Source organism: Pseudomonas sp. 18173, from assembly GCF_050432945.1.
In the GTDB taxonomy this organism is placed as follows: domain Bacteria; phylum Pseudomonadota; class Gammaproteobacteria; order Pseudomonadales; family Pseudomonadaceae; genus Aquipseudomonas.
Genome location: NZ_JBKFTN010000005.1, coordinates 268,806 through 294,991, shown reverse-complemented (window position 1 = coordinate 294,991; position 26,186 = coordinate 268,806). Strand labels below are relative to the sequence as shown.

At 61.0% G+C, this 26,186-nt stretch carries 22 protein-coding genes; 11 read left to right on the top strand and 11 right to left on the bottom strand.

What is annotated here, in order from left to right:
• The first annotated feature begins 90 nt into the window (after positions 1–90).
• The 5 genes from ACLD1X_RS08375 to ACLD1X_RS08355 all read left to right on the top strand — a co-directional run bounded on the left by ACLD1X_RS08375 (position 91) and on the right by ACLD1X_RS08355 (position 5,790).
• On the top strand, positions 91–1,167 hold the full coding sequence (locus ACLD1X_RS08375; protein WP_429366905.1) for a putative 2-aminoethylphosphonate ABC transporter ATP-binding protein: 1,077 nt from the start codon (positions 91–93) through the stop codon (positions 1,165–1,167).
• A complete protein-coding gene (locus ACLD1X_RS08370) occupies positions 1,167–2,891 on the top strand; it encodes a putative 2-aminoethylphosphonate ABC transporter permease subunit (protein WP_429366904.1) in 1,725 nt (574 codons plus the stop codon). The genes ACLD1X_RS08375 and ACLD1X_RS08370 overlap by 1 nt, the downstream gene beginning before the upstream one ends.
• Before the next feature lie 39 nt (positions 2,892–2,930).
• A complete protein-coding gene (locus ACLD1X_RS08365; RefSeq protein ID WP_104450172.1) occupies positions 2,931–3,956 on the top strand; it encodes a putative 2-aminoethylphosphonate ABC transporter substrate-binding protein in 1,026 nt (341 codons plus the stop codon).
• A gap of 143 nt (positions 3,957–4,099) precedes the next feature.
• Positions 4,100–5,233 (top strand): TIGR03364 family FAD-dependent oxidoreductase, encoded by a 1,134-nt coding sequence (locus ACLD1X_RS08360; protein WP_429366903.1) that lies wholly within the window; start codon positions 4,100–4,102, stop codon positions 5,231–5,233.
• Entirely contained in the window at positions 5,233–5,790 is a 558-nt protein-coding gene (locus ACLD1X_RS08355) for a phosphonate degradation HD-domain oxygenase (protein WP_429366902.1), read from the top strand. The genes ACLD1X_RS08360 and ACLD1X_RS08355 overlap by 1 nt, the downstream gene beginning before the upstream one ends.
• Before the next feature lie 135 nt (positions 5,791–5,925).
• Here the strand turns inward: ACLD1X_RS08355 and ACLD1X_RS08350 are convergent, their stop codons facing one another.
• Together ACLD1X_RS08350 and ACLD1X_RS08345 are read right to left on the bottom strand one after the other, a co-directional pair.
• Positions 5,926–7,302 (bottom strand): GTPase/DUF3482 domain-containing protein, encoded by a 1,377-nt coding sequence (locus tag ACLD1X_RS08350; RefSeq protein WP_429366901.1) that lies wholly within the window; start codon positions 7,300–7,302, stop codon positions 5,926–5,928.
• Entirely contained in the window at positions 7,295–8,665 is a 1,371-nt protein-coding gene (locus tag ACLD1X_RS08345) for a DUF2868 domain-containing protein (RefSeq protein WP_429366900.1), read from the bottom strand. Before ACLD1X_RS08345 ends, ACLD1X_RS08350 begins: the two co-directional genes overlap by 8 nt.
• A gap of 85 nt (positions 8,666–8,750) precedes the next feature.
• Here ACLD1X_RS08345 and ACLD1X_RS08340 point away from each other — a divergent pair, with 85 nt between their 5' ends.
• Positions 8,751–9,263, top strand: coding sequence for a dihydrofolate reductase (locus ACLD1X_RS08340; RefSeq protein WP_429366899.1), 513 nt, complete (start codon positions 8,751–8,753; stop codon positions 9,261–9,263).
• A 104-nt stretch (positions 9,264–9,367) separates the two neighbouring features.
• Here the strand turns inward: ACLD1X_RS08340 and ACLD1X_RS08335 are convergent, their stop codons facing one another.
• Positions 9,368–10,759, bottom strand: a complete 1,392-nt coding sequence (locus tag ACLD1X_RS08335; protein WP_429366898.1) for an L-cystine transporter — start codon at positions 10,757–10,759, stop codon at positions 9,368–9,370.
• A gap of 243 nt (positions 10,760–11,002) precedes the next feature.
• Between ACLD1X_RS08335 and ACLD1X_RS08330 the strand changes: the two genes are divergently transcribed.
• From ACLD1X_RS08330 to ACLD1X_RS08320, 3 genes are all read left to right on the top strand, one after another.
• A complete protein-coding gene (locus ACLD1X_RS08330) occupies positions 11,003–12,058 on the top strand; it encodes a haloacid dehalogenase-like hydrolase (protein WP_429366897.1) in 1,056 nt (351 codons plus the stop codon).
• A 682-nt stretch (positions 12,059–12,740) separates the two neighbouring features.
• Positions 12,741–12,989: a DUF6124 family protein gene (locus ACLD1X_RS08325; RefSeq protein WP_429366896.1), complete on the top strand. Its 249-nt coding sequence runs from the start codon at positions 12,741–12,743 to the stop codon at positions 12,987–12,989.
• 310 nt (positions 12,990–13,299) lie between these two features.
• Positions 13,300–14,772 (top strand): PAAR domain-containing protein, encoded by a 1,473-nt coding sequence (locus ACLD1X_RS08320; protein WP_429366895.1) that lies wholly within the window; start codon positions 13,300–13,302, stop codon positions 14,770–14,772.
• A 565-nt stretch (positions 14,773–15,337) separates the two neighbouring features.
• On the opposite strand, the gene ilvD is transcribed toward ACLD1X_RS08320, so the two are convergent.
• From ilvD to ACLD1X_RS08305, 3 genes are all read right to left on the bottom strand, one after another.
• Positions 15,338–17,179, bottom strand: a complete 1,842-nt coding sequence (ilvD, locus tag ACLD1X_RS08315; RefSeq protein WP_008048311.1) for a dihydroxy-acid dehydratase — start codon at positions 17,177–17,179, stop codon at positions 15,338–15,340.
• Between the two features lie 339 nt (positions 17,180–17,518).
• Positions 17,519–17,977: an REP-associated tyrosine transposase gene (locus tag ACLD1X_RS08310; RefSeq protein ID WP_429366894.1), complete on the bottom strand. Its 459-nt coding sequence runs from the start codon at positions 17,975–17,977 to the stop codon at positions 17,519–17,521.
• A 199-nt stretch (positions 17,978–18,176) separates the two neighbouring features.
• Positions 18,177–19,373 (bottom strand): class I SAM-dependent rRNA methyltransferase, encoded by a 1,197-nt coding sequence (locus ACLD1X_RS08305; protein WP_008065056.1) that lies wholly within the window; start codon positions 19,371–19,373, stop codon positions 18,177–18,179.
• Between the two features lie 176 nt (positions 19,374–19,549).
• Here ACLD1X_RS08305 and ACLD1X_RS08300 point away from each other — a divergent pair, with 176 nt between their 5' ends.
• Entirely contained in the window at positions 19,550–20,419 is an 870-nt protein-coding gene (locus ACLD1X_RS08300) for an HDOD domain-containing protein (RefSeq protein ID WP_429366893.1), read from the top strand.
• Between the two features lie 42 nt (positions 20,420–20,461).
• Positions 20,462–21,274: a bifunctional DNA-formamidopyrimidine glycosylase/DNA-(apurinic or apyrimidinic site) lyase gene (mutM, locus tag ACLD1X_RS08295; RefSeq protein WP_413703856.1), complete on the top strand. Its 813-nt coding sequence runs from the start codon at positions 20,462–20,464 to the stop codon at positions 21,272–21,274.
• Positions 21,275–21,400: 126 nt separating this feature from the next.
• Here the strand turns inward: mutM and ACLD1X_RS08290 are convergent, their stop codons facing one another.
• The 5 genes from ACLD1X_RS08290 to ACLD1X_RS08270 form a co-directional block, all read right to left on the bottom strand.
• Complete coding sequence (locus ACLD1X_RS08290; protein ID WP_003195146.1) at positions 21,401–21,652, bottom strand: YfhL family 4Fe-4S dicluster ferredoxin; 252 nt, start codon at positions 21,650–21,652, stop codon at positions 21,401–21,403.
• A 164-nt stretch (positions 21,653–21,816) separates the two neighbouring features.
• Positions 21,817–22,296 (bottom strand): pantetheine-phosphate adenylyltransferase, encoded by a 480-nt coding sequence (coaD, locus tag ACLD1X_RS08285; protein ID WP_007939322.1) that lies wholly within the window; start codon positions 22,294–22,296, stop codon positions 21,817–21,819.
• A gap of 115 nt (positions 22,297–22,411) precedes the next feature.
• On the bottom strand, positions 22,412–24,007 hold the full coding sequence (locus ACLD1X_RS08280; protein ID WP_429366892.1) for a GMC family oxidoreductase N-terminal domain-containing protein: 1,596 nt from the start codon (positions 24,005–24,007) through the stop codon (positions 22,412–22,414).
• Between the two features lie 133 nt (positions 24,008–24,140).
• Complete coding sequence (locus tag ACLD1X_RS08275; protein ID WP_429366891.1) at positions 24,141–24,686, bottom strand: twin-arginine translocation pathway signal protein; 546 nt, start codon at positions 24,684–24,686, stop codon at positions 24,141–24,143.
• A 28-nt stretch (positions 24,687–24,714) separates the two neighbouring features.
• Positions 24,715–26,145 carry a coniferyl aldehyde dehydrogenase gene (locus ACLD1X_RS08270; protein WP_429366890.1) on the bottom strand — a complete coding sequence of 477 codons (1,431 nt, stop codon included), beginning with the start codon at positions 26,143–26,145 and terminating at the stop codon, positions 24,715–24,717.
• Positions 26,146–26,186: the final 41 nt, after the last annotated feature.

Below are 26,186 nucleotides of genomic sequence, written 5' to 3'. Positions count from 1 at the left end.
AATACCACTATCGGCAGTTTTTGCCTAACTGCCACATGACGGACTCATTACAACTCTAGGATGGCCCCATCTGCTTGATGAGGTCCGTCCATGAACAACCCGATTGCAACTGCCCTGACCAACCCCGGCGCGCCGATGAAAGTGCGCGGCGTTCAGAAACGTTTTGGCGCCTTCACGGCACTGGATAACGTTTCCCTCGACGTGGCGGCCGGTGAGCTGGTGTGTCTGCTGGGCCCGTCGGGCTGTGGCAAAACCACCTTGCTGCGTTGCATTGCCGGTCTGGAAAAGCAGGACAGTGGCGAGTTGTACCTGGGTGAGCGCGACGTTTCCCACCTGCCACCCCAGGCGCGGGACTACGGCATTCTGTTTCAGTCCTATGCGTTGTTCCCCAACCTGACTGTCGAAGCGAACATTGCCTACGGCCTCGCCGGCAATGGCCGCGAGCAGATTCGCCAACGTGTCGGTCAGATGCTGGAACTGGTCGGCCTGGGCGGCAGCGAGAAAAAGTATCCCGGTCAATTGTCCGGCGGCCAGCAGCAGCGGGTTGCACTGGCTCGCGCTCTGGCCCCGGCGCCTTCGCTGTTGCTGCTCGACGAGCCGATGTCGGCCCTCGATGCCCGGGTACGCGAGCACCTGTGTACCGAATTGCGCCAACTGCAACGCAACCTCGGCATCACCACGCTGATGGTGACCCACAATCAGGACGAGGCCATGCTGATGGCCGACCGTATTGCCGTGATGAACAACGGCAAGGTCGAGCAGTACGCCACGCCGCAGGAAATCTACAACCGCCCGGCCACGCCATTCGTGGCGGAGTTCGTCGGCCAGGGCAACTGGCTGCCGTTCCAGCGCAGCAGCGACAGCCACGCCCAGGTCGGTGGAATGAGCATGCGCCTGGCCGACGGCGGCGCCAAGAGCACGTCAGGCCGTTTGTTCTGCCGCCCGGAAGCGATCAGCATCAACCCGCTGGTGCACGAGGAAAACCTGTTCCCGGCCAAGGTCCGCGAAATCACTTTCCTCGGCAATCGCTGCCGCATGAGCTTCGAACTTGATCAGTTGCCGGGCCATGCACTGTTGGCGGAACTGGCGCCCGAAGCCATGCCGCGTCTTGGTGCCCAGCAGATCATGGTCGCCTTGCCGCCGCGTAGCCTGCAGGTGTTTGCCTGATGAGCGCGAACCTCGCGCTGCCGCTGCCACAAAGGCAGGTTCGGCAGACCTCCCGCGCCGAAATCGGTGACCGGCTATTCGTGGTCGGCGGCAAGGTCCTCCTGCTGGTGTTGCTCGGCGTTGCCGTGTTGATGCCGTTGCTGGCGATCTTCTGGCGTGGTTTCAGCGCCGAAGCCGGGCAGGGCGGTGGTTGGGTCGCAGCGAAGGAGTTGGTGACCAGCGAGAACTTCCACTGGTTGCTCGGTAACAGCCTGAAGGTTTCCCTAAGCGTCGCGGCCATTGTCGTACCGCTGGCCTACCTGTTTGCCTACGCCCTGCAACGCACGTTGATTCCGGCCAAAGGCATCTGGCGCGGCATCTCGCTGCTGCCATTGATGGCGCCGTCGATGCTGCCCGGCATTGCGCTGGTTTACCTGTTCGGCAACCAGGGTATGTTGCGTGGTCTGCTTTCGGACAACATCTACGGTTTCTGGGGCATTGTGCTTGGCGAGGTGATCTACACCTTCCCGCACGCCTTGATGATCCTGCTGTCGGCGTTGTCCCTGGCGGATGCACGACTGTTCGATGCTGCATCAAGCATGGGCGCCAGCCCCGCCAAAGCCTTCCGCAGCATCACCTGGCCGGCGACCCGCCAGGCAGTGTTCGCTGCGTTCTGCCTGGTGTTCACCCTGACCATCACCGATTTCGGTGTGCCCGTGGTGGTCGGTGGCGACTATCAGGTGTTGGCGCTGGAGGCCTACAAGGCGGTGGTGGGTCAGCAGCAGTTCGGCCGCGGTGCCTTGATCGGCATGGTGCTGCTGCTGCCGGCGCTGTTCAGCTTCGGTGTCGATGCCTGGTTGCGTCGGCGCCATGGCGACTCCATGAGCGGTCGTGCCCAGGTGTTCAAGCCGGTGCCATCGAAGCTGCGCGACGGATGCTACCTGGTCATCGTGTTGCTGATCAGCGCCGCATTGCTGCTGGTGTTCGGCATGGCGGTGTTCTCGTCGCTGGTGAAGTTCTGGCCGTACAACCTGTCGCTGTCGCTCAACCACTATCAGTTCAACGAAACCGCCGGCGGTGGCTGGCTGGCCTACGGCAACAGCCTGAAGATGGCTTTGGGCACCGCGCTGATCGGCTCCATGCTGATCTTTACCGGGGCCTACCTGATGGAAAAAACCAAGGGACAGCGTGGCCTGAACCTGACCTTGCGCATGCTCAGTTTCGTACCGATGGCGGTGCCGGGCCTGGTGCTGGGGTTGGGTTACGTCTTCTTCTTCAACCTCACCGGCAACCCGCTGCACGTGCTCTACGGCAGCATGGCGCTGCTGATCGTCTGCACTATTGCGCACTATTTGACCACCGCGCAAATGACCGCCACCACCGCGCTACGTCAACTCGATGCCGAGTTCGAAGCCGCCGCGCTGTCGCTCAAGGCGCCGCTGTACCGCCATTACCTGCGCGTCACGGTGCCGATCTGCCTGCCGGCGTTGCTGGACATCGTGCGCTACCTGTTCGTCTCGGCCATGACCACCGTCTCGGCGGCGATCTTCCTCTACAGCCCCGACACCATCCTCGCGGCGGTGGCGGTGCTGAACATGGACGACGCCGGCAACGTCGGCGGCGCGGCAGCGATGTCGACCCTGATTCTGTTCACCTCGGCGGGCGTGTCCCTGCTGCTGGCCTGGGCTTCGCGCGGCTTGCTGCGCCGCTCCCAGGCCTGGCGGCAGACCGCGCCCGGTCATTGAATCTGCACAACCCCTCAACTCAAAAAACAGGAAAAGATCATGTTCAAGCCCCTGGCCCTGGCCGCTGCTGTCCTCACTGCTTTCAGCCTGAACGCCTTCGCGGCGAAAACCGAGTTGACGGTGTACACCGCCCTCGAAGCCGAACAACTGAAGACCTACAAAGAGGCTTTCGAGAAGGCCAACCCGGACGTCGAAATCAAGTGGGTGCGCGATTCCACGGGCATCATCACCGCCAAACTGCTGGCCGAAAAAGAACGCCCGCAGGCTGACGCCGTGTGGGGTCTGGCGGCTTCCAGCCTGGCGATCCTCGATCAGCAGGGCATGCTGCAAAGCTACGCACCCAAGGATCTGGGCAAGATCGGCGCCAACTACCGCGACGCCGCCAACCCGCCAGCCTGGGTCGGCATGGACGTCTGGGCCGCGACCATTTGCTTCAACACCGTCGAAGCCGAGAAGCAGGGCCTGACCAAGCCAGTGAGCTGGCAAGACCTGACCAAGCCTGAGTACAAAGGCAAGATCGTCATGCCGAACCCGGCATCGTCCGGCACCGGTTTCCTCGACGTCAGCGCCTGGCTGCAAACCTTCGGCGAGAAGCAGGGCTGGGCGTACATGGACGGCCTGCACCAGAACATCGGCCAGTACGTTCACTCCGGTTCCAAGCCTTGCAAACTGGCCGCCGCCGGTGAGTTCCCGATCGGTATTTCCTTCGAGTACCCGGCCGTCCAGCTGAAACGTCAGGGCGCACCGTTGGACATCATCCTGCCGAAGGAAGGCCTGGGCTGGGAGATCGAAGCGACGGCCGTGATCAAGGGCACTGCCCACGAGGAAGCCGCGAAGAAACTGGCTGACTTCTCCGCCAGCCCCGAGGCGATGGAGCTCTACAAGGAAAACTTCGCTGTACTCGCCCAGCCTGGCATCGCCAAGCCGCAGACCGAATTGCCGGCGGACTACGAACAGCGCCTGATCAAGAACGACTTCGCCTGGGCCTCGAAGAACCGCGACGAGATCCTCACTGAATGGCGCAAGCGTTATGACGGCAAGTCCGAGAAAGTGGCGGCCAAGTAAGATTTTTATCGGCTGACAGGGCCCCATCGCGGGCAAGCCCGCTCCCACAGGGAACTATGGTGGATGCAGATTTTGTGGACACCTCGAAACCTGTGGGAGCGGGCTTGCCCGCGATAGCGGTCTCTCATTCAGAGCACCTCCAGATGACACAACACAACGACATGCTGATCGTCGGCGCCGGCATCCTGGGTTTGTCCCACGCGTATGCCGCCGCCAAACGCGGTCTGAAGGTCACGGTTTTCGAGCGCAGCGAAACGCCAGTCGGCGCTTCGGTGCGCAACTTCGGCCAGGCACTGGTCACCGGCCAGCCGCCAGGCCCGATGCTGGAGCTGGCCCGCGCCAGTCGCGGAATCTGGGGCGACTGGGCGCAGCTCGCCGGCCTGCAACTCAAACGCAACGGCTCGTACCTGTTTGCCCGCACCGAGGCGGAAGAACAGTTGCTGGAAGCCTTCTGCGATGGCCGCGCGGTGAAGCACAGTTACCGCGTCGACCTGCTGCGCGGTGCCGCATTGCGCGATTTATACGGCGGCCAGTTCCGCCATCATCGTGCGGCGTTGCACGGCATGGACGACCAGCAACTGTATTCGCGCGAAGCGATTCCGGCGCTGATCGACTTCCTGCGCCGCGACCTGGGGGTCAAGTTTCACTTCTCCACCCTGGTCCGCGACATCGAGCCAGGCCGCCTGTACAGCAGCGCCGGCAGCTTCAGTGCCGAGCAGATCATCGTCTGTTCCGGTCACGATTATCAGACCTTGCTGGCCGAGCAGATCGCCGAACTCGATCCGCAAATCTGCCGCCTGCAAATGCTCCGCGCCCGTCCGCAGATCAACCTCAACCTGCAACACGCGCTGCTCACCGGTTTGAGTTGCGTGCACTACGGCGCCTTTGCCGACTTGCCGGAGGCTGCAGCGGTGCAGGCGGAAATCCTGCGGCACGCGCCGCACCTGCACGAAAACGGCATCCACCTGCTGATCAGCCCGACGCCCTATGGCGAATTGATCATTGGCGATTCGCACCATTACGGCCGCGATCCGTCGCCCTTCAATGCCGAGCAGGTCGATGACTGGATGATCGAACTGGCCGAGCAAACCCTGGGCTGCAAGGTGCAAGTGGTCGAACGCTGGCAGGGCGTCTATGGTTCACGGGGGCCGGGACCGTTCTCGTTCCTGCGCCCGGCAAAAGGCCTGGGCGTGGCGTTGATGCACACCGGTGTCGGCATGAGCGTCGGGCCGGCAATGGCTGAACGCAACGTTGCCACCGTATTGGAGGAAATCTGATGGAGCGCAATGAACAAGTGATTGCCGAGGTGTTCGGCTTGTACGAGCGCTTTGGCGACAGCGACTACATCGGCGAGCCGGTGTCGCAGATCGAACACATGTCCCAGGCGGCGGAACTGGCCATGGCCGAAGGCTTCGACGATGAAGTGGTGCTGGCGGCGTTCTTCCACGACATCGGGCATATCTGCGCTGAGAGCGCGCAGAGCATGGGCGGCTTCGGGGTGGTCAGCCATGAGCGTCTCGGTGCCGACTACCTGCGTCGCGCCGGTTTTGGCGAACGTATGGCGCGGCTTGTCGAATACCACGTTCAAGCCAAGCGCTATCTGACGCTCAAGGAACCGGGGTACTACGAACGCTTGAGCGAAGCCAGCCGCCGGACCCTCGAATACCAGGGCGGGGTGATGACGGCTGAAGAGGCTGAAGCGTTCGAGCAGGACCCGTTGTGTGCCGTGAGTTTGCGCATGCGCCAGTGGGATGAGCTGGCGAAAGAGATGCATGTGCCGGTGATTGATCTGGCGGTGCTGAAGGACAAGGCGGTGCGGTTGTTGGCTGCGTAAGTCTCGGCACCGAGTGGCTGCCTTCGCGAGCAAGCCCGCTCCCACATTGGATTTGTGACCGACGCACATCCCCTGTGGGAGCGGGCTTGCTCGCGAAGAGGCCAGCGCTGACAGCATGCATCATCAATCAAGCCACTAAAGCTGCTGCGCCAAGGCCTCAACCTGTTCCTGCCGCTCCGCCTGATTCAACTTCGGATGCGGATTCAACGACGACCACTGCGGATGTGCCCGTGCCTTGTTCAGGGCTTCAGGCAGTTTGCCTTCTCGCCAGCTCTTGTCCTGGGGCGTGGCCACCTGAATGCTGTCCATCGCCGCATGCCCGCGGGTGTTCAGCGCTTGCAGCAATTGCCGCTGGCGCAGCGCCAACAGGCGCAGCACGTTGTCATCCACCGTCAGTTCGCGCTGGCCCTTGATCTTGCCGAGCAGGCGGCTGCCATAACTGCGTGCGGTTTGCAGCGCGCCGCCGGCGATGGCCCCCGCCAGAGCCGCCGCACCCAGAGTAATCCCGCCGACCAGCAGGTCGACCCCGGCCCCGGCAGCAGCACCCGCAGCGATTCCGCCACCCACGCGCACGCCCAGTTGCTTGAGGGTTTCCGGGTTGAACAGGTCATCGCCCCAACGGCCGTCCAGCAAGGGCAAATCACTGGCCGCGGCATCCTGTGGGCGGAAGGCGTAGAGCTTGAGCAGGGCCTCGACGCAACGCTGCTCACGCTGGCGTACGGCTTTGCGCAGTTCGCTGATCGCTTGTTGTTCCTGCTCGGCTTCACTGACCACGCTGCGCCGGCAGGCCGCGCAATCGATCAGCAACTCGGCAATCAATCGCTCGGCGCTTTGCTGGCGAGCCAGACGCTGGGCTTGCTGATCGGCGATCAGGCGTTCGAGTTGCGGCCGGGCCGTTTCCAGCAGCAGGGCGAGACTTTCATAGAGTCGACGCTCGCCATCCTCCGGCGGCGCGACACTGTCGAAGCGCACCAGCGCATGCAATCCCAGCCGCGCCAGCGCTTCACGCCAGGCCGGTTCGCGGTGGTTGGCGCTGCTGACGAAATTCAGCACCGGCAGCAAGGGCTTGCCGCAACCGGCCAACACTTCCAGTTCGTCGCGATATTTGGCCAGCACCGGTTCCCGGGCGTCGATCACGTAGAGCCCGGCGTCCGACGCCAGCAACTGGCGCAGCACCTTGGCTTCCTGTTCGAAGCGTTGCCGGGCTTCGCTGCCCTCAAGGAAGCGCGCCAGGCGAGCCGGGCCGTCGAGGCGTTCGCCAGGACGCTCCAGGCGTTCGAGGTAATCGAGCAGGGCGATGGCGTCTTCCAGGCCCGGGGTGTCGTAGAGATCGAGCAGCGGTTCGCCGTCTACCGACAACCGTGCGCCCTCGACGTGCCGTGTGGTGCTGGGGCGATGGGACACTTCACCGAAGCCAACGTCGCGGGTCAGGGTGCGCAGCAACGAAGTCTTGCCAACGTTGGTGTGGCCGACGACGGCGAGTTTCAGGGGCTGCTTGCGGGTGTCAGTCATGGCCCGTCTCCAGCCAGTTCATCGGCGCACAGTCGGCAAAAGGCAGCTCCAGTTGTTGCAGCGCCACGTGCCAGTCGCCGAGGCGTTCGGCGTCCAGTGCTTCACCGGGCGGTGCCTGCAACAACCACACGCGGGTGGCGCTGGCGTTGCGGGCCAGTTCGGCAATCAAGGCCAGGCTGCCGCGATCCGGTGAGCGTTGCGGATCGCAGGCGATGGCCAGGCGTGCCGGAGGAAAGCGGCTCAGTTGTTCAAGGAGTTTGTGCCGCGATTCGCGACTGTCGAGGATGCCGGCGTTGCTCACGTTCTTCGGTAATTGCGGTGGCCACGGACGTTGCTCGTCCAGTTCGATGGCGACCAACAGCGCGCCGTCGCTTTGCTGCTCGGTGACGCCGCTTTCCACGCGATGCAGTTGGGCCGGTGCCGCATCGCTGACGCCGAGGCGTTCGCTGGTGGGCATCAGGCGCTCGCGCAGTTGCGCATATCCGGGCAGGTTCAAATCCAGGCGCAGCGCCGTTTGCCCCGTCATCCAGCGCCACAGGCAAAACAGCGCGAGCAGCAGGCGCGGCAAAACGCCGTAGACCAGCAGTACCCCCACCAGCCAGGCGGCCCACGCTTGGCGGGCACTTTCGATGTTCAGTGCGGCATCGCCGCTGGCGCGGATCATCTCCTCGGTCGGCACGTTGAAGCCGAGCAGGGCCGGCAGCGCGCCAAGCGCCTGGGTGACGGCGATAAAGGTGTCGGCACTGAGGATAGTGGTCTCCCAGACGAAGCCGTAGCGTCGGGTCGCCATCAGCGTCAGCAAAATGACCAGGGCGCTGAGCATCGCCAGCAACCACAGGCTGTTGACCAGCACGCCGATGGCCCAGCGATTGAGTTTCTGGCGTTGCAGCAACAGGAGCAGGGCCGGTGCCAATTGTGCGGCCTTGGCGTCCCGGGCGAGCTTTTCACTCAGCCATAACCACAGTCGCCCCAGACTGGCGCCGTGTTCGCCGGCAAACACCAGCCCCAGCGCCCAGCTCAGCAGCAGGATCAGATTCAGCCCGAGCAGGCTGCCCAAGGCCCAGAACACATTCACCGGGTGCAGGCCGTCACCCATTGCCGCGAAGGCCAGGCCGGCGCCGCTGACCACGGCCAGCACCGCCAATACGATCAGCGCCAGTCGTGCGCCTTGCAGCCAGTGTTGGAGGGCTGCGGCCAGGCCATCGCGTTCAGCCAGCCACAGGGCCCGGCGTTGAATGCGCGACGGCAAATCGCCGCCGGCGCTGCGGGCCATCCGGTTGGCTTCAAGGTCTTCCAGGGGGCCAGCGTGTTCTTCGCGCAGGCGGATGGTTTCTGTCAGCCAGAGGGTATTGAGTTCAGTCACGCGGCATCCCGTCGCTTCATTGAGCTGAGAGCATAACCGCTGTGGCGCTTATCGGCGAAAGCGCGGCTCTGGTATCCTCGCCGACATGACTAAATCACTCCCCCTCAGCCTGATCGCAGCCCTCGGTGAAAACCGTGTGATCGGCGTCGACAACAGCATGCCCTGGCACCTGCCGGGGGACTTCAAATATTTCAAGGCCACCACCCTCGGCAAGCCGATCATCATGGGTCGCAAGACCTGGGATTCCCTCGGTCGCCCGTTGCCGGGCCGCTTGAACATCGTGGTCAGCCGTCAGGCGGATCTGCTGCTCGAAGGTGCGGAGGTTTATCCGTCGCTGGAAGCCGCCATCGTTCGCGCTGAAGCATGGGCGAAGGAACAGGGCGTCGATGAGTTGATGCTGATTGGCGGGGCGCAGTTGTATGCGCAGGGCCTGGCGCAGGCTGACCGGTTGTACCTGACCCGCGTGGCGCTGAGCCCGGAAGGGGATGCGTGGTTTCCGGAGTTTGATTTGAACCAGTGGAAACTGGTGTCGAATGTGCCGAACCCGGCCGAAGGCGACAAGCCGGCGTTCAACTTCGAAGTTTGGGAAAAAGCCTGAAAGCTTCGCGAGCAAGCCCGCTCCCACAGGGGATTTGTGTCGCTCACAGATCCAATGTGGGAGCGGGCTTGCTCGCGAAGAGGCCCGCTCAGTCGCTAAAGCACTTAAGCCTGCGCCAACGCCGAATGCTCATCCGCATCCAGCAGCGCCTTGTCGGTCTGCTGCATCACCTGGCTGGTAATCGCCCCCGCCGTCATCGAACCACTGACGTTCAACGCCGTACGCCCCATATCAATCAACGGCTCGACCGAAATCAGCAACGCCACCAGTGACACCGGCAAGCCCATCGCCGGCAGCACGATCAGCGCGGCAAACGTCGCACCGCCACCCACGCCGGCCACGCCGGCCGAGCTCAGCGTGACAATCGCCACCAGCGTCGCGATCCACAATGGGTCCAGCGGGTTGATGCCCACGGTCGGCGCCACCATCACCGCCAACATCGCCGGGTACAGACCTGCACAGCCGTTCTGGCCGATGGTCGCGCCGAACGAAGCGGCGAAGCTGGCAATGGATTGCGGGATGCCCAGGCGACTGGTTTGCGCTTCGATGCTCAAAGGAATCGTCGCTGCGCTGGAGCGGCTGGTGAACGCGAAGGTCAGCACCGGCCAGATCTTGCGGAAGAAGCGCAGCGGATTGATCCCGGCAACCGACACCAGCACGCCGTGCACCACGAACATCAGGCCCAGGCCGATATAGGACACCACCACGAAACTGCCGAGCTTGATGATGTCTTGCAGGTTGGAACCGGCGACCACCTTGGTCATCAGCGCCAGCACGCCGTACGGGGTCAGCTTCATCACCAGGCGCACCAGGCGCATCACCCAGGCTTGCAGGGTGTCGATGGCGTTGATCACTTTCTGACCTTTTTCGGCATCATCCTTGAGCAGTTGCAGCGCAGCGATACCCAGGAACGCAGCGAAAATCACCACGCTGATGATCGACGTCGGCTTGGCCCGCGCCAGATCGGCGAACGGGTTTTGCGGGATGAACGACAGCAACAGTTGCGGCACATTCAGGTCGGCGACCTTGCCGGCGTAGTCGGTCTGGATGGTTTGCAGGCGCGCCATTTCCTGGGTGCCGGCCACCAGGCCTTCGGCGGTCAGGCCGAACAGGTTGGTCAGGCCGATGCCGATCAGCGCCGCAATGGCCGTGGTGAACAGCAGCGTGCCGATGGTCAGGAAGCTGATCTTGCCCAGCGACGAAGCGTTGTGCAGACGGGCCACGGCACTGAGGATCGAGGCGAACACCAGCGGGATCACGATCATTTGCAGCAATTGCACATAACCGTTGCCCACCAGATCGAACCAGCCGATCGAGGCTTTCAGCACCGGGTTGCCGGCACCGTAGACCGTGTGCAGCGCCACACCGAACGCCACGCCCAGTGCCAGCGCGAGCAGGACTTTTTTCGCCAGGCTCCAGGTGGTGTGGCGGGTTTGCGCCAGGCCGAAGAGCAAAGCGAGGAACACCAGCAGATTGAGGATCAGCGGCAGATTCATGAGAACTCCGAGTGAGACTTGTGCCAGCCACCTTCCGGGGCAGCTGCGAACCGGCAAGCCTAACAGCTTGAAAACTAATGAATTAATATCAAAAACGTATGGTATCCGTCGTTTTTGGAATAAGCGGATGTCGCTGTCAGAAATGCAACTGACGCGAAAGGGACGCGGACGGTCGCTGACAGACGAGGACTGTCACACTTATTTGTTAGCGTCGATGTCTTTCACATTCAGGGAGAAACGCCGATGAAGTTCGCACCGAAATTACTGGCTGCAGCACTTTGCCTGGGCCTTGCCGGCCAGGTTTTCGCAACGGATCTGAAACACTGGCCAGCCGATCAGGCCAAGGCACTGGACGCGATGATCGCGGCCAACGCCAACAAAGGTAACTACGCGGTGTTCGACATGGACAACACCAGTTACCGCTACGACCTGGAAGAGTCGCTGCTGCCGTTCATGGAGAACAAGGGCCTGATCACCCGCGACAAGCTCGATCCCTCCCTGAAGCTGATGCCGTTCAAGGACACCGCCGACCACAAGGAAAGCCTGTTCAGCTACTACTACCGCCTCTGTGAAGTCGACGACATGGTTTGCTATCCATGGGTCGCCCAGGTGTTCTCCGGCTTTACGCTCAAGGAACTCAAGGGCTACGTCGACGAGATGATGGCGTCCGGCAAACCGGTGCCGGCCACTTATTACGAAGGCGATGTGGTCAAGAAGCTCGACGTCAACCCGCCGAAAATCTTCACCGGCCAGCAAGAGCTGTACAACAAACTGATGGAGAACGGCATCGAGGTCTATGTAATGACCGCCGCCTCCGAAGAACTGGTGCGCATGGTCGCGGCCGATCCGAAGTATGGCTACAACGTAAAGCCGCAGAACGTGATCGGCGTATCGTTGCTGCTCAAGGACCCGAAGACAGGCGAGCTGACCACCGCACGCAAGCAGATCACCGCCGGCAAGTATGACGAGAAGGCCAACCTCGGCCTTGAAGTAACCCCATACCTGTGGACCCCGGCGACCTGGATGGCCGGCAAGCAGGCGGCAATCCTGACTTACATCGACGAGTGGAAAAAACCGGTATTGGTTGGCGGCGACACCCCGAGCAGCGACGGCTACATGCTGTTCCACAGTGTTGACGTGGCCAAGGGCGGCATCCACCTGTGGGTCAATCGCAAAGACAAGTACATGACCCAGATCAACGGCATGATGGCCAAGCACGCTGCGGCCCAGGCCAAGGAAGGGCTCACCGTGACTGCTGACAAGAACTGGGTGATCGTCAAGCCTGAAGAAATCCAGTAAGGATTTTGATTCCCTGTAGGAGCGAGCTTGCTCGCGATGGTCGTTAACGATGACGCGTGCTGTCTGATTTTACGCGGCGTCCTTGCGACCATCGCGAGCAAGCTCGCTCCTACAGTTTGATCGGTGTTGTTCCCCAATCCAGTGTTCAACGCAGNGCTTGCTCGCGATGGTCGTTAACGATGACGCGTGCTGTCTGATTTTACGCGGCGTCCTTGCGACCATCGCGAGCAAGCTCGCTCCTACAGTTTGATCGGTGTTGTTCCCCAATCCAGTGTTCAACGCAGATCCATTGTGGGAGCGAGCCTGCTCGCGAAGAGGCCAGCCAGTGCAATGAAAGCCTCTGTTTGATCGCCATCTCCTGACAGTCGCAACCTACGCTTTCTTGCGTAAGGGACTACGACTACGCCAGAATCCGCCGGCTTGTGCGCCTTACTCCCGGACTCTACCGTCTACCTGTCACTGAACATCAGTGATCGGGTTTGGTAGCCCGGCTGTGTAGGGTGCAAAGCATCATGATTTGCAGACGTTCTTGCGTCTCTGCTTTTTATGGTGGTCATGCACAGGGCGCTTTCGGGCGCGCCGGTTTCCTTACACCCCGGTCTACCAACCTGCGCATGGCCGCCACCTTCGTTTGGTAGCGAGGGTGATGGCTCCTTGTCTTATGGTGTAAGGAGTTTTATCAATGCTAAAAATCACCCCCGATCCTCCGCGCAAACCCAGCCGAACATTCATCATCGCACCCGGCCTCGACACCGAAACCCTGTTGGCTCACGCCTGCGAATCCCTCGCCTCGGCCAACGTCATGGCCAGCGATTTCGCCGGCCTGCTGGAAGGCTCCCAACGCAGCACGATGCTGGGGATTGCACAGGTCATCATGCTGGGCGAGCTGGCGGTGAACCAGGCCCTCGATAATCTCGATCCGCAGGAATAGTTCTGCCCTTGTAGGAGCGAGCCTGCTCGCGATGGTCGTCAACGATAACGCTGGAAGCCTGACACCCAGCGGCGTTCTCCAGTCCATCGCGAGCAGGCTCGCTCCTACAGGTGAAAGGTGACCGGCAGAAACAAAAATGCCCCGCACTTGGCGGGGCATTTTTATGTTTGACGGTTAGCGCGAGCACTCCGACGACCATACCCGGTCTCATTTCAGAATTGGCCTACATCAATCAAAGAAGGGTCTGATTCTTCCTCCGCTTCGCCTCTTCTAGCGTGCGTCCTTTCGATCTGACAGGGACACATTTCGCATGAAGCGCTATTACATTACGGTCGGGGCCAAAACCACCGTCGGCGGCACTGTCGTCAGTGGTTTTCCTCATGGCCGCATCAATGGCCAGGCCATGGCCCGCGAGGGCGATGAAGTCAAATGCCCGGAATGCGACAGTACCGGGACCATCATTTGCGTCAGCCCACGTCTTTCGGAGGAGTGGGATGGACGCAAGCCCGCACTGGACGGCGACCTGTGCAAGTGCAAGTGCGATCCACCGCCCAAGTTGATTGCCAATCAGACCAACAGGAGCCAACAGATCGACGTTGGCAACGTCGCGCCACCTGCCCGAGCCGCCGCTCAACCCGCGACACCGACGGACGCGCGCCAACCGATTGTCGAACCGCGCCCCTCCGGTTTTGCACCTGCCACGAGCCCCTCGACGCCGTCTTTCAGCGAGTTGCCGGGGGTAATCTGCCAGAACCTGTGGCGTGGATACCAGCAGAGAGCCGAGGCCGTCGTGGCGCCGGGCGGCGTTCTGATAGCAGACCCAAACGCGCGTAATCGCGCGATCAATGCGGCGTACGCTCGATTGTGGTTGGAGGATCAGCGTTTCCAATGGGCGGGACTTGCGGCTTTCGCATCCAAGCAGGTGGGGTGTGGGTTGTTGCATGCGGCTGATTCGATAGACAAGATCCAGGCCGAACATGACGCGCACTTACGCTGGAAGGATGCGATCAGGAGAGGATTCTCCGGGTTGTTCGACAAGCGAAGCGAGCGTGAACGGCAGCAGAGCGCTCAACGAAGTGAGCAAGCGCGACAAGAATACGAACAAGCCCGCCGCAACAACCCGCTTCCTGGCGGTAAGCGGAACGAGGGAGAGTCGTTGTCATATGTGCAGAAGCAGCTCCAGTTCGTGCACGACATGCTGGCGCTGGGCAATACCACGCTGTTTTTGGATGTGTTTCCGCTACATGCTTTTTATAAAGAGCGTGGATTGTCGGCGCTCAGGACTTGCTTGGGCTCTCGTCAAGATATTTATAGACATGATCAGTATCAAGTCCTGTGGCCGATCGAGCAGAAGAAGGTGACATTTGGTTATAACTACAAGGAAATCCTGCAAGCTTTCGAAGCCATTGATGCAGGAAACATCGTCGAAAGTGTTGTTTTTCTTGCCGAACATGAACAGAAGAACATCCTGCAGCCAGCAATGTACAGTGACCTGAATCTGGTGGCTTTGCTACTTGGCAATCAGTTCTCTTATGTTACGAACTTACCGTCCGGCGCCGCTGCAGCCGTCGAATTGACCCTGGCCAGCCAGTGCCGTCCCAGTGAAGACGGACGTACAGTTGGTTTCAGCAGCGATTACTTTGCCAATCTGGCCGACATCCATCAACGCATGCCCTTCGTACTCAAGGCCGCGACGCAATTTGATGAGTTGCTGCGGCGCTCTGATCGCCATCTCATCGAACAGGCGATTCTTGAAATTGCCGCAGGCCGGGGTGTGCGATGAGGTCAGATTATTTAACTTGGCGAGTTACTTTAATGGAGTAGATGTACATGGTGGTACGTATTCTTTGGTCAGCGATATATTTGGTTGGAGGTGTTCTGCCTGCTGTTGGGTTGGCTCTGCTCAGTCTGTTTTTTACGATGTTTGGTGACGTGTTTGGCATATTGCTAAGCACACTCGCATGGCTGGGAACTATCGGGCTTGTATTGGCGTCGTTCAACTGGCCTAGTGGCATCAGGCCGTGTCGCAGGCTGGTTATATCAGTAATGTTAATAATAGGTTTGGTGGTAATATTTCCTGTGCTGATATATTCATTAACCCACCCCAGCAGCAAGATGTGGTTTGGTGCGGTAGTTCTTGGGCCGACATTGTTAGCGCTTCACTATCTGTGGCAAGTTGCGCGGAGCTCTCGTGCCTAAGAATGAGAAAGTCTTGCTTTTGATTCTCCTGATGTAGAGTGTTTTAAGTTTGAAAGTCAAAAATTCCAAGGGTTGACATAATCGTTTGATAATTGGTCCAAAAAAATGCCCCGCACTTGGCGGGGCATTTTTTGTTCAACGGTTAAGCCTTACAGCCCGTCGAGCATCGCCTTGTTACGCACAGCACCCTTGTCGGCGCTGGTCGCCAGCAGGGCGTAGGCTTTCAGCGCGGTGGTCACTTTACGTGGACGCACTTCCACCGGTTTCCAGCCTTTCTTGTCCTGCTCGACCCGGCGTGCCGCCAGTTCTTCGTCGCTGACCAACAGGTTGATCGAGCGGTTCGGAATGTCGATCAGCACTTTGTCGCCGTCCTGCACCAGGCCGATTGCGCCGCCGGCAGCGGCTTCAGGCGAAGCGTGGCCGATGGACAGGCCCGAGGTACCACCGGAGAAACGACCGTCGGTGAGCAGGGCGCAGGCTTTGCCCAGGCCTTTGGATTTCAGGTAGGACGTCGGGTAGAGCATTTCCTGCATGCCCGGGCCGCCTTTCGGGCCTTCGTAGCGAATGATGACGATGTCGCCTTCCTTCACTTCGTCGGCGAGGATGCCGCGTACGGCGCTGTCCTGGCTTTCGAAGATCTTCGCGTTGCCTTCGAACACGTGGATCGACTCGTCGACGCCGGCGGTTTTCACCACGCAACCGTCGAGGGCGATGTTGCCGTAGAGAACGGCCAGGCCGCCTTCTTGCGAGTAGGCGTGCTCGACACTGCGGATGCAGCCGTTTTCACGGTCGTCGTCCAGGGTTTCCCAACGGGTCGACTGGCTGAACGCGGTTTGCGTCGGGATGCCCGCAGGACCGGCCTTGAAGAAGTGATGCACCGCTTCGTCGTTGGTCTGGGTGATGTCCCACTTGGCGATGGCTTCTTCCATGCTGCGGCTGTGCACGGTCGGCAACTGGGTGTGCAGCAAACCACCACGGGCCAGCGAGCCGAGGATGCTGAAGATGCCGCCAGCGCGGTGCACGTCTTCCATGTGGTACTTCTGGATATTCGGCGCGACCTTGCACAGTTGCGGCACGTGACGGGACAGACGGTCGATGTCGCGCAGGTCGAAATCGATCTCGGCTTCCTGGGCGGCGGCCAGCAAGTGCAGGATGGTGTTGGTGGAACCGCCCATGGCGATGTCCAGGGTCATGGCGTTTTCGAACGCCTGGAAGTTGGCGATGTTGCGCGGCAATACCGATTCGTCGTTCTCGCCGTAGTAACGCTTGCACAGCTCGACGATGGTGCGGCCGGCCTGCAGGAACAGCTGCTCGCGGTCGCTGTGGGTGGCCAGGGTCGAACCGTTGCCCGGCAAGGCCAGGCCCAGGGCTTCAACCAGGCAGTTCATCGAGTTGGCGGTGAACATGCCGGAGCACGAACCGCAAGTCGGGCAAGCGCTGCGCTCGTACTCAGCGACTTTCTCGTCAGAAGCGCTGGAGTCGGCGGCGATCACCATGGCGTCGACCAGGTCGAGACCGTGGCTGGCCAGTTTGGTCTTGCCGGCTTCCATCGGGCCGCCGGAGACGAAGATCACCGGGATGTTCAGGCGCAGGGACGCCATCAGCATGCCGGGGGTGATCTTGTCGCAGTTGGAGATGCAGACGATGGCGTCGGCGCAGTGGGCGTTGACCATGTACTCGACGGAGTCGGCAATGATCTCGCGGCTCGGCAGCGAATACAGCATGCCGTCGTGGCCCATGGCGATGCCGTCATCGACAGCGATGGTGTTGAATTCTTTTGCCACACCGCCAGCGCGTTCGATTTCACGGGCGACCAGTTGGCCCAGGTCCTTGAGGTGCACGTGGCCCGGTACGAACTGGGTGAACGAGTTGGCAATGGCGATGATCGGCTTCTTGAAGTCGTCATCTTTCATCCCGGTGGCGCGCCACAGTGCGCGGGCGCCGGCCATGTTGCGGCCGTGGGTGGACGTTTTCGAGCGGTAATCAGGCATGAAGCACTCCGGGCGGCTAATCAGGTATCAAAAGGGAAGTGAGCTTCTATTGACGTCTGGAACACTCAGAAATGGCCGTGTGTCCGGAAGTTGCCGATAACTTTGCGGGATCGCCGCGCGCTTCAGCTTGAGCTCATAAACCCGCCGGGGGATGACTGGCGATGAATGTTCGCGATTCTACACGGCTGGCGGCTGGAGGGAATGGCTGCAAGCATTCACAAGACGTTCGGCGACCGCCCTTGTAGGAGCGAGCTCGCGATGAACCCGAGAACGCCACGGGGCATCAGGTTCCCCGCGTTATCGTTGACCACCATCGCGAGCGAGCTCGCTCCTACAGTATTAAAGCCACATGGCATCCCACAGCGGGTAGTCTCCAACCCGAGTCACAAGTCCTGCCCGCAAAGGGTTGGCGATGATGTATCGGGCAGCTGCTTTCAGGTCTTCCTCGCGGCGCAAGGCTCGGTCGAAGTAACCCTTTTGCCATAGCGTTTCGTGGCGACCTCTTTGCTGGTTGATGGCGCGAGCACTTCTGGATTTGGCCGCTTGCATCAGTTTCGGCAAATCACCGTTGTGCAATTCAACCAGCCAATGAAAGTGATCCGGCATGAGCACCCAGGCAATAGAGGTGGCATTGCCAGCTTCATGAGCTCTTCTGAATTCGTTCACTACCAAACGTCCAACGTACAAATCATTGAAGATCGGTTGCCGTTCATGGGTGACTGCGGTCAGGAGATAGATGCGACCGGATTCCGAGCGGCGGCCAGTACGTAAACGATTAGCTTGCGGCGTGTTGGACATTCCGTTGTCCTCTTCTGTGGTTAGAAGAGAAACGGTAGGCGTGGGATGGGAGGTTGCCGCTTCGACTGTGGGTCAGGATGTGTCGTGCACTGTAGGAGCGAGCTCGCGATGAACCCGAGAACGCCGCGGGGCATCAGGTTCCCCGCGTTATCGTTGACGACCATCGCGAGCAAGCTCGCTCCTACAGTGGTCTGGGTTGTTAGCTGTTTGGCAACAACCGGCAGGTAATGCTCTTGATGTAGCGGGTTTCCGGGATGGCCGGATGCACCGGATGGTCCGGACCCTGGCCGCCGCGTTCGAGCATCTGGATGTTGCGATCCAGGTGGCGGGCGCTGGTCAGCAGGATGTTCTGCAGGTCGTCTTCCGGCAGGTGCATCGAGCAGGATGCGCTGAACAGGATGCCGTCCTTGGTCAGCAGGCGCATGGCTTGCTCGTTCAGGCGACGGTAGGCGCCTTCGCCGTTCTTCATGTCTTTCTTGCGTTTGATGAACGCCGGCGGGTCGGCCACGATCACGTCGAAGCGTTCTTCGCTGGCCTTCAGTTCTTTGAGGGCTTCGAATACGTCGCCTTCGATGCAGGTCATTTTTTCGGCGAAGCCATTCAGCGCGGCGTTGCGCTCGACGCCGTCGAGGGCGAAGGCCGAGGCGTCGACGCAGAACACTTCGCTGGCACCGAATGCAGCAGCTTGAACGCCCCAGCCGCCGATGTAGCTGTAGAGGTCGAGTACGCGCTTGCCCTTGGCATAAGGCGCCAGGCGTGCGCGGTTCATGCGGTGGTCGTAGAACCAGCCGGTTTTCTGGCCCTGGATGACCGGGGCTTCGAACTTCACGCCGTTCTCTTCGAGGGCAACCCACTCCGGCACCAGGCCGAACACGGTTTCGACGTAGCGGTTGAGGCCTTCGGCGTCACGGGCAGCGGAGTCGTTCTTGAACAGGATGCCGCTTGGCTTGAGCACCTGGGTCAGCGCCGCGATCACGTCGTCCTTATGGGCTTCCATGGTCGCCGAAGCGATCTGCACCACCAGGATGTCGCCGAAACGGTCAACCACCAGGCCTGGCAACAGGTCGGAATCGCCGTAGACCAGGCGATAGAACGGCTTGTCGAACAGGCGATCGCGCAGTGACAGGGCCACGTTCAGGCGATGCACCAGCAGCGATTTGTCCAGCGGCAGCTTGATGTCGCGCGACAGCAAACGGGCGCAGATCAGGTTGTTCGGGCTCATGGCAACGATGCCCAGCGGCTTGCCGCCGGCGGCTTCGAGGATCGCCTGGTCGCCGGCCTTGAAACCGTGCAAAGGCGTAGCGGCTACATCGATTTCGTTGCTGTAGACCCACAAGTGGCCGTTGCGCAGACGGCGGTCGGCGTTGGCTTTGAGGCGCAGGCTAGGCAGGGACATGACGTCGCTCCGGAAAAAAGAGCGGGAGTATAGCCTGTTGCGCAAGGCCTCGGCAGGGTGGATGGACATGCGGTGAGCAGGGCCGGCCCGGATGAAACTTCAGGCGATGGGCGGTACAAGGTTTCGGATCCAACTGTTAGAAGCTAGAATCTGCGCCTGACCCAGAGTGTGTACTTATGTCCCAAGAGCTGACTTCCGAACAGATCCAACACGCCCTGCAGGGCATCAGCGTACCGGCCCAGCCGCAAATCATGGTGGATTTGCAGATGGAGCAGTACATGCCCGACCCGGATCTGGAAGTCATCGCCAAGCTGATCTCCCAGGATCCGGGCCTTTCCGGTTCCCTGCTGAAGATCGTCAATTCGCCGTATTACGGGCTGAGCAACAAGATTGCTTCGATCCAGCGCGCGGTGAATCTGCTGGGCAGCCGCTCGATCATCAACCTGATCAACGCGCAGTCGATCAAGGGCGAGATGAATGACGACACCATTGTCACCCTCAACCGTTTCTGGGACACCGCCCAGGACGTGGCAATGACCTGCCTGACCCTGGCCAAGCGCATCGGCGTTGAAAACGGCGATGAAGCGTACGCGCTCGGTTTGTTCCACGACTGCGGCGTGCCCTTGATGCTCCAGCGTTTTCCCGATTACATGGGGGTTCTGGAGCAGGCCTATGCCAATGCCAGTGCCGAATGCCGGGTGGTGGACACGGAGAATCAGGTGTTCAATACCAATCACTCGGTGGTCGGGTATTACACGGCCAAGTCCTGGCGCCTGCCGGAGCACGTGAGCGCTGCGATCGCCAATCACCACAATGCCCTGGCGATCTTCAGCGATGAGACTTCGCGCAACAGTTCGTTGAAGAACCTGTTGGCGATCCTGAAGATGGCCGAGCACATTTGCGCGTCGTACCGGGTGCTGGGCAACCAGACCGAAGATCACGAGTGGAACAGCATCGCACCGCTGGTGCTCGATTATGTCGGCCTCTCGGACTACGACTTCGAGACCCTCAAGCAGACGATCCGCGACCTCGGCACTCATCGCTGAGTGTCGGAACTTTCCAGGCCACGAGCCTGATCCGAGAGCACCATGCCTGAATTGCCAGAAGTCGAAACCACCCGTCGCGGCATCGCACCGTACCTGGAAGGCCAGCGTGTCAGCCGGGTGATCGTGCGTGATCGTCGCTTGCGCTGGCCAATTCCCGAAGACCTCGATGTGCGGTTGTCCGGGCAGCGCATCGTACTGGTGGAGCGGCGCGCCAAATACCTGCTGATCAATGCCGAAGTCGGTACCTTGATCAGCCATTTGGGCATGTCAGGCAATTTGCGTCTGGTGGAGGCCGGGTTGCCGGCGGCCAAGCATGAGCATGTGGACATCGAGCTGGAGTCGGGCCTGGCCCTGCGTTACACCGACCCGAGGCGCTTCGGCGCAATGCTCTGGAGCCTCGATCCGCTCAATCATGAATTGCTGATCCGCCTGGGGCCGGAACCCCTGACCGACCTGTTCGACGGCGAGCGCCTGTTTCAGCTGTCCCGTGGGCGTTCGATGGCGGTCAAGCCGTTCATCATGGATAACGCGGTGGTGGTGGGCGTCGGCAATATCTATGCGACCGAAGCGTTGTTCGCCGCTGGAATCGACCCGCGCCGCGAAGCCAAGAGCATTTCCCGTGCGCGGTATTTGAAGCTGGCCATCGAGATCAAGCGCATCCTGGCGGCTGCCATCGAGCGCGGCGGTACCACGTTGCGGGACTTTATCGGTGGTGACGGTCAGCCTGGTTATTTCCAGCAGGAATTGTTCGTGTACGGTCGCGGCGGCGAGCACTGCAAAGTCTGTGGCACGGGCCTGCGGGAAGTGAAGCTGGGGCAGCGCGCCAGCGTTTTTTGCCCGCGCTGTCAGAGCTGATCGCCAGTTACAGCTTCAGTGAGGCTTATGACGCCTTCGCGAGCAAGCCCGCTCCCACAGGGGGAACGCATTCCAAATGTGGGAGCGGGCTTGCTCGCGAAGGCGGCCTGACAGGCGCTGGAAGACTTAAGCCTTACCGGTAATCTTGCGGTACTTCTCCATCAACTGTTCTTCAGTCTCCGGATGAGCTTCGTCCAGTGGAATGCAATCCACCGGGCAGACCTGCTGGCACTGCGGTTCGTCGTAATGGCCGACACACTGGGTGCACAGGTTCGGGTCGATCACGTAGATCTCTTCGCCTTGGGAAATGGCGGCGTTCGGGCACTCGGGTTCGCAGACGTCGCAGTTGATGCAATCGTCGGTGATGATCAGGGACATGCTAACTCCAGCCGGGGCGGCAGGCCCGGGCGCAATAAACCAATGCGCTTAATTGTGCCGCATTGGCGCCGTAGGAGCGAGCTTGCTCGCGAAAAACCTGAGAGCGCCGCGGGGTGTCAGGTTTCCAGCGTTATCGTTGACGCCCATCGCGAGCAAGCTCGCTCCTACTTCTTGAAGCGTTCGGTCAGGGCGTCCGCCACCACAGGGTGCACGAACTTGGTGATATCGCCGCCCAAGGCAGCAATTTCACGGACCAGCGTCGAGGAGATGAAGGAATAACGTTCGGACGGGGTCAGGAACAGGCTTTCCACATCCGGCGCCAGCTGGCGGTTCATGTTGGCCAGCTGGAATTCGTATTCGAAGTCCGACACCGCGCGCAAACCACGCAGGAACACGTTGGCATTCTGCTCTTTGGCGAAGTGCGCCAGCAGCGTCGAGAAGCCGACGACTTCAACGTTCGGCAGATGTTTAGTGACCTCGCGCGCCAGTTCTACCCGTTGTTCCAGAGGAAACAGCGGGTTTTTCTTCGGGCTCGCGGCAACGGCGATGATCACGTGATCGAACAGGCGCGAGGCGCGTTCGACCAGATCGCCATGGCCCTTGGTAATAGGGTCGAAGGTACCTGGGTACAACACTCGGTTCATCGCGTCGTCCTGGCGGGAATCCGTTGGGGAGTCGGATGGTATCGCAGCCTTCCCGGTCGGCCAAGTCGCCTGTTGGGTAAGAAAGCACTATAGACGATGGGAATTATCGTCATTTTCATGGGTTTTTTAAACGATCGGCCAGGGATGTCGCCAGTTGCGCCGTCAGTCCGTAGACCGACAGCTGCGGGTTGGCGCCAATGCTGGTGGGGAACAGCGAGCCGTCGTGGATCGACAGATTGCCCAGTTGATGATGCCGGCCGAGGCTGTCGGTCACCGCAGTTTCCGGGCTTTCGCCCATGGCACAACCGCCCATCACATGGGCGCTGCCCAGGCGTGTGCGGTACAACTCCAGGATCAGGCCGTCGATCAGCGAGCGGGCGTCGGCGAGGGTCTTCACGTAACGGGCATCGGCGTGCATCGGCATGACGGCCTTGGCGCCACCGGCAAACTGGATCTCGGCCATGGTATGGAACGCCCGGCGCAATCCATCCCAGGCGTACGGCGAGAGCTGGTAATCCAGCACCGGCGTGTTGTCGCTGCGCAATTCGACGCTGCCGCCGGGGCTGTCCGGATGAAACCCGTCCCGCAGCAACGCCAGCATGGCGTGGGTATGGGGCAGATCGGCCATGTGCTGCGAGTTTTCCTGGCCGAAACCACCGAGCAGTGTCGTGGCCAGCGCCGGGTGCAGGGGCGGGACTTCCAGTTTGTAGGACATCTTGCCGGTGGTGCCGTCCTGCCACTGGAAATGGTCGGAATAGATCGACTGTGGTGCGCCGTAGAACGGGTTGACCACTTCGTCGAACAACGCGGCAGACATGTTCACCGGGTGCAGGAATGTACGTTTTCCAAGGCGCTTGTGCGGGTCGGGTGCCCCGGAGCGCATCAGCAAGGCGGGGCTGTTGATGCCACCCCCGGCCAGCACGAAATGCCGCGCCTTGACCGTGATAGTGCGCCCGGTCGGTGCGACGCAGCGTTCATCCATCGCCGAACATTGCAGGCTGGTAACCTTGTCGCCGCTGATCATGAGTTTTTCGGCGCGGGCCAGGTAAAGCAGCTCGCCGCCTTTTTCCAGGGTGGCTGGAATGGTGGTGACCATCATCGATTGCTTGGCGTTGGTCGGGCAGCCCATGCCGCAGTACCCGAGGTTCCAGCAGCCGCGAACGTTGCGCGGGATGACGTGCCAGCTGTAGCCCAGCGCCTGGCAGCCCTGGCGGATCACATCATTGTTGGCATTGGGTGGCACCATCCACGGTGCGACGCCCAGGCGTTGCTCCATTTTCTCGAACCACGGCGCCATGTCCGCCGGGCTGTGGCCCTTGACGTTGTGCTCTTTGGCCCAGTGCTCCAGGGTCGGCTCCGGGGTGCGGAAACTGGAGGTCCAGTTGATCAACGTGGTGCCGCCCACCGCCCGGCCCTGGAGGATGGTGATCGCCCCGTCCTTGCTCATGCGGCCGATGCCTTCCTGATAAAGGCTGGCGTAGGCCTGGTCTTCGAGCATCTTGAAGTCGCTGCTGGTCTTGAGCGGACCTTCCTCGATCAACAACACCTTGTAGCCGGCCGCGCTGAGGATTTCGGCCGTGGTGCCGCCGCCGGCACCGCTGCCGATGATCGCCACATCCGCTTCGAGTGTCAGGTCCTGGGTCAGTTGCGAGCCGTCGTGGGTTTTCCAGCCTCGGGCCATGCCTTCGCGAAACGGGTCGGGTACGGGCATCTTCGGGTTCTCTTTTTATTAGGATCTGGGTACTGGGGGTGACAGGACTGACGCCTTCGCGAGCAAGCCCGCTCCCACAGGGTCACGCGGTCAATGTGGGAGCGGGCTTGCTCGCGAAGGGGTCGACTCAGTTTCAAACCGTTGGCGGTCCGGGATATCCGCAATGCGCCCACGACTCCTTGCGCCCGTACCAGGCCATCATCACCAGTTGCAGCAAGGAGCTGTGGCCCATGCGCAGCAGGCTCAACGAGCTGTTTTCCCAGCGCTCGAGAAAATGCCGGATATCGTCGGCGCTGGCGTTTTCCCAGCTGCCCCAGATTCCGGTCAGCGGGCCGCGGGTCACGGCCATGCCAAGCACATCGAACAGTTGCCGAGTCAGCTTGAGCATTTCCGGCGACAGGTGGGCGAGGCTGTAATCCAGGTTTTTCAGTGTGCCTTCGACAGCCTCGGGCATCCGTTCGGAGGTCACGGCACCCTCGAGCATCACCGGAATCAACGCCCGCAAAAACGGCAGGTCGCCGCTGCGTAACGTGGTGAAACCACTGGCCGGGTCGCTCGACGAACAACCGCTGAGGCTGGCTCCGAGCCCGGCGGTGGCGAGGAACGCTGTGGCGCCGAGGCTGAATTTAAGCAACCCGCGCCGTGACAGCGCGGGTGATTCGGACAGGCTTTGGTTCATTATTGTTATTACCTGACGGTGACGATCGTTAGCGGATGAACAGCTTCTGGATCAGCTTCTGGATGGATTTGCCGTACGGCGGGTAGATCAGCTTCGCCGCGTTGAACCGCTGTTTGATCAATACGCCTTTGGCCTTGCTGAACGTGAGGAAGCCTTCATGGCCGTGGTAATGGCCCATGCCCGAGGCGCCGATGCCGCCGAACGGCATGTCGTCCTGGGCGACGTGCAGCAGCGTGTCGTTCAGGCACACGCCGCCGGAATGGGTTTCGTGCAGTACGCGCTGTTGTTCGCGCTTGTCATAACCGAAGTAATACAGCGCCAGTGGGCGAGGGCGCTGGTTGATGTAGGCAAAGGCCTGGTCCAGATCCTTGTACGGCACGATCGGCAACAGTGGCCCGAAGATTTCGTCCTGCATCACCGTCATGTCGTCAGTGACATTGAGCAGCAGGCTATGGCTCATGCGGCGGCCCTGGCCCTGGTCGAACAGTGGCATCAGCAGCGCACCCTTGCTGGTGGCGTCGCTGACGTAACCGTTGAGGCGCGTCAGTTGTCGTTCATTGATGATCGCGGTGTAGTCCGGGTTGTCCGCCAGCGTCGGATAAAACCCGCGGACAGCGCTGCGATAGGCTTCGACGAAACCGCCGACACGGTCCTCCGGCACCAGAACATAGTCCGGGGCCACGCAGGTCTGGCCGGCGTTCAGGGTCTTGCCGAAGGCGATACGCTCGGCGGCGTCCTTGAGCGGTACGTCGCGAGAAACGATGGCCGGGGATTTACCGCCCAGCTCCAGGGTCACCGGGGTCAGGTTTTCCGCGGCGGCGCGCATCACGTGCTTGCCGATGCTGGTGGCGCCGGTGAACAGCAGGTGATCGAACGGCAGGCGTGAAAACGCCACGCCCATGTCAGCCTCGCCCAGGACCACGCAAACCAGGTCTTCGGGGAAAATCCGCGCCAGCAGTTGCTTCATCAGCAGGCCGGTCGCGGGCGTTGATTCGCTGAGCTTGAGCATCACCCGGTTGCCCGCCGACAACGCGCCGACCAGCGGACCGATGGCCAGGTACAGCGGGTAGTTCCACGGCACGATGATCCCGACCACGCCCAGCGGCTGGTAGACCACTTTCGCCGACGCCGGCTGGAAGGCAACGCCGACCTTGCGCCGTGAAGCGCGCATCCAGCCCTTGAGGTGGCGGCTGGCGTAATGGATGCCGTGCAGGCTGGGCATCAGTTCGGCGAGCAGGGTTTCATCGGCACTGCGATGGCTGAAGTCCTGGCTGATCGCGTCGATCAGCGCCTGGCGTTCATTGCTCAATAAATCCTTTAGCGCCTTGAGCCATTGCTGACGCTGCGCAGCAGGTGGCATCGGGTTGGCGGCGTACGCGGCACGCTGGGCGACAAACAGGGCCTGAAGCGCTTCCAGCGGCTGCTGAAGGTTCTGCATGTAGGAAATGTCAGCGGTCATGGTCGGCTCCGGATTTATTGTAATGAAGCACCTTTTAGAGT

What these genes read in the sequence shown, in the direction of transcription:
- ACLD1X_RS08300 (WP_429366893.1), top strand. Translation starts at nt 19,550, where the DNA reads ATGTCCCAAGAGCTGACTTCCGAACAGATCCAACACGCCCTGCAGGGC.
- ACLD1X_RS08335 (WP_429366898.1), bottom strand. Translation starts at nt 10,759, where the DNA reads ATGAATCTGCCGCTGATCCTCAATCTGCTGGTGTTCCTCGCTTTGCTC.
- ACLD1X_RS08355 (WP_429366902.1), top strand. Translation starts at nt 5,233, where the DNA reads ATGGAGCGCAATGAACAAGTGATTGCCGAGGTGTTCGGCTTGTACGAG.
- ACLD1X_RS08340 (WP_429366899.1), top strand. Translation starts at nt 8,751, where the DNA reads ATGACTAAATCACTCCCCCTCAGCCTGATCGCAGCCCTCGGTGAAAAC.
- ACLD1X_RS08275 (WP_429366891.1), bottom strand. Translation starts at nt 24,686, where the DNA reads ATGAACCAAAGCCTGTCCGAATCACCCGCGCTGTCACGGCGCGGGTTG.
- ACLD1X_RS08350 (WP_429366901.1), bottom strand. Translation starts at nt 7,302, where the DNA reads ATGACTGACACCCGCAAGCAGCCCCTGAAACTCGCCGTCGTCGGCCAC.
- ACLD1X_RS08375 (WP_429366905.1), top strand. Translation starts at nt 91, where the DNA reads ATGAACAACCCGATTGCAACTGCCCTGACCAACCCCGGCGCGCCGATG.
- ACLD1X_RS08330 (WP_429366897.1), top strand. Translation starts at nt 11,003, where the DNA reads ATGAAGTTCGCACCGAAATTACTGGCTGCAGCACTTTGCCTGGGCCTT.
- ACLD1X_RS08325 (WP_429366896.1), top strand. Translation starts at nt 12,741, where the DNA reads ATGCTAAAAATCACCCCCGATCCTCCGCGCAAACCCAGCCGAACATTC.
- ACLD1X_RS08270 (WP_429366890.1), bottom strand. Translation starts at nt 26,145, where the DNA reads ATGACCGCTGACATTTCCTACATGCAGAACCTTCAGCAGCCGCTGGAA.
- mutM (WP_413703856.1), top strand. Translation starts at nt 20,462, where the DNA reads ATGCCTGAATTGCCAGAAGTCGAAACCACCCGTCGCGGCATCGCACCG.
- ACLD1X_RS08305 (WP_008065056.1), bottom strand. Translation starts at nt 19,373, where the DNA reads ATGTCCCTGCCTAGCCTGCGCCTCAAAGCCAACGCCGACCGCCGTCTG.
- ACLD1X_RS08360 (WP_429366903.1), top strand. Translation starts at nt 4,100, where the DNA reads ATGACACAACACAACGACATGCTGATCGTCGGCGCCGGCATCCTGGGT.
- ACLD1X_RS08320 (WP_429366895.1), top strand. Translation starts at nt 13,300, where the DNA reads ATGAAGCGCTATTACATTACGGTCGGGGCCAAAACCACCGTCGGCGGC.
- ACLD1X_RS08365 (WP_104450172.1), top strand. Translation starts at nt 2,931, where the DNA reads ATGTTCAAGCCCCTGGCCCTGGCCGCTGCTGTCCTCACTGCTTTCAGC.
- ACLD1X_RS08280 (WP_429366892.1), bottom strand. Translation starts at nt 24,007, where the DNA reads ATGCCCGTACCCGACCCGTTTCGCGAAGGCATGGCCCGAGGCTGGAAA.
- ilvD (WP_008048311.1), bottom strand. Translation starts at nt 17,179, where the DNA reads ATGCCTGATTACCGCTCGAAAACGTCCACCCACGGCCGCAACATGGCC.
- ACLD1X_RS08290 (WP_003195146.1), bottom strand. Translation starts at nt 21,652, where the DNA reads ATGTCCCTGATCATCACCGACGATTGCATCAACTGCGACGTCTGCGAA.
- ACLD1X_RS08370 (WP_429366904.1), top strand. Translation starts at nt 1,167, where the DNA reads ATGAGCGCGAACCTCGCGCTGCCGCTGCCACAAAGGCAGGTTCGGCAG.
- coaD (WP_007939322.1), bottom strand. Translation starts at nt 22,296, where the DNA reads ATGAACCGAGTGTTGTACCCAGGTACCTTCGACCCTATTACCAAGGGC.
- ACLD1X_RS08310 (WP_429366894.1), bottom strand. Translation starts at nt 17,977, where the DNA reads ATGTCCAACACGCCGCAAGCTAATCGTTTACGTACTGGCCGCCGCTCG.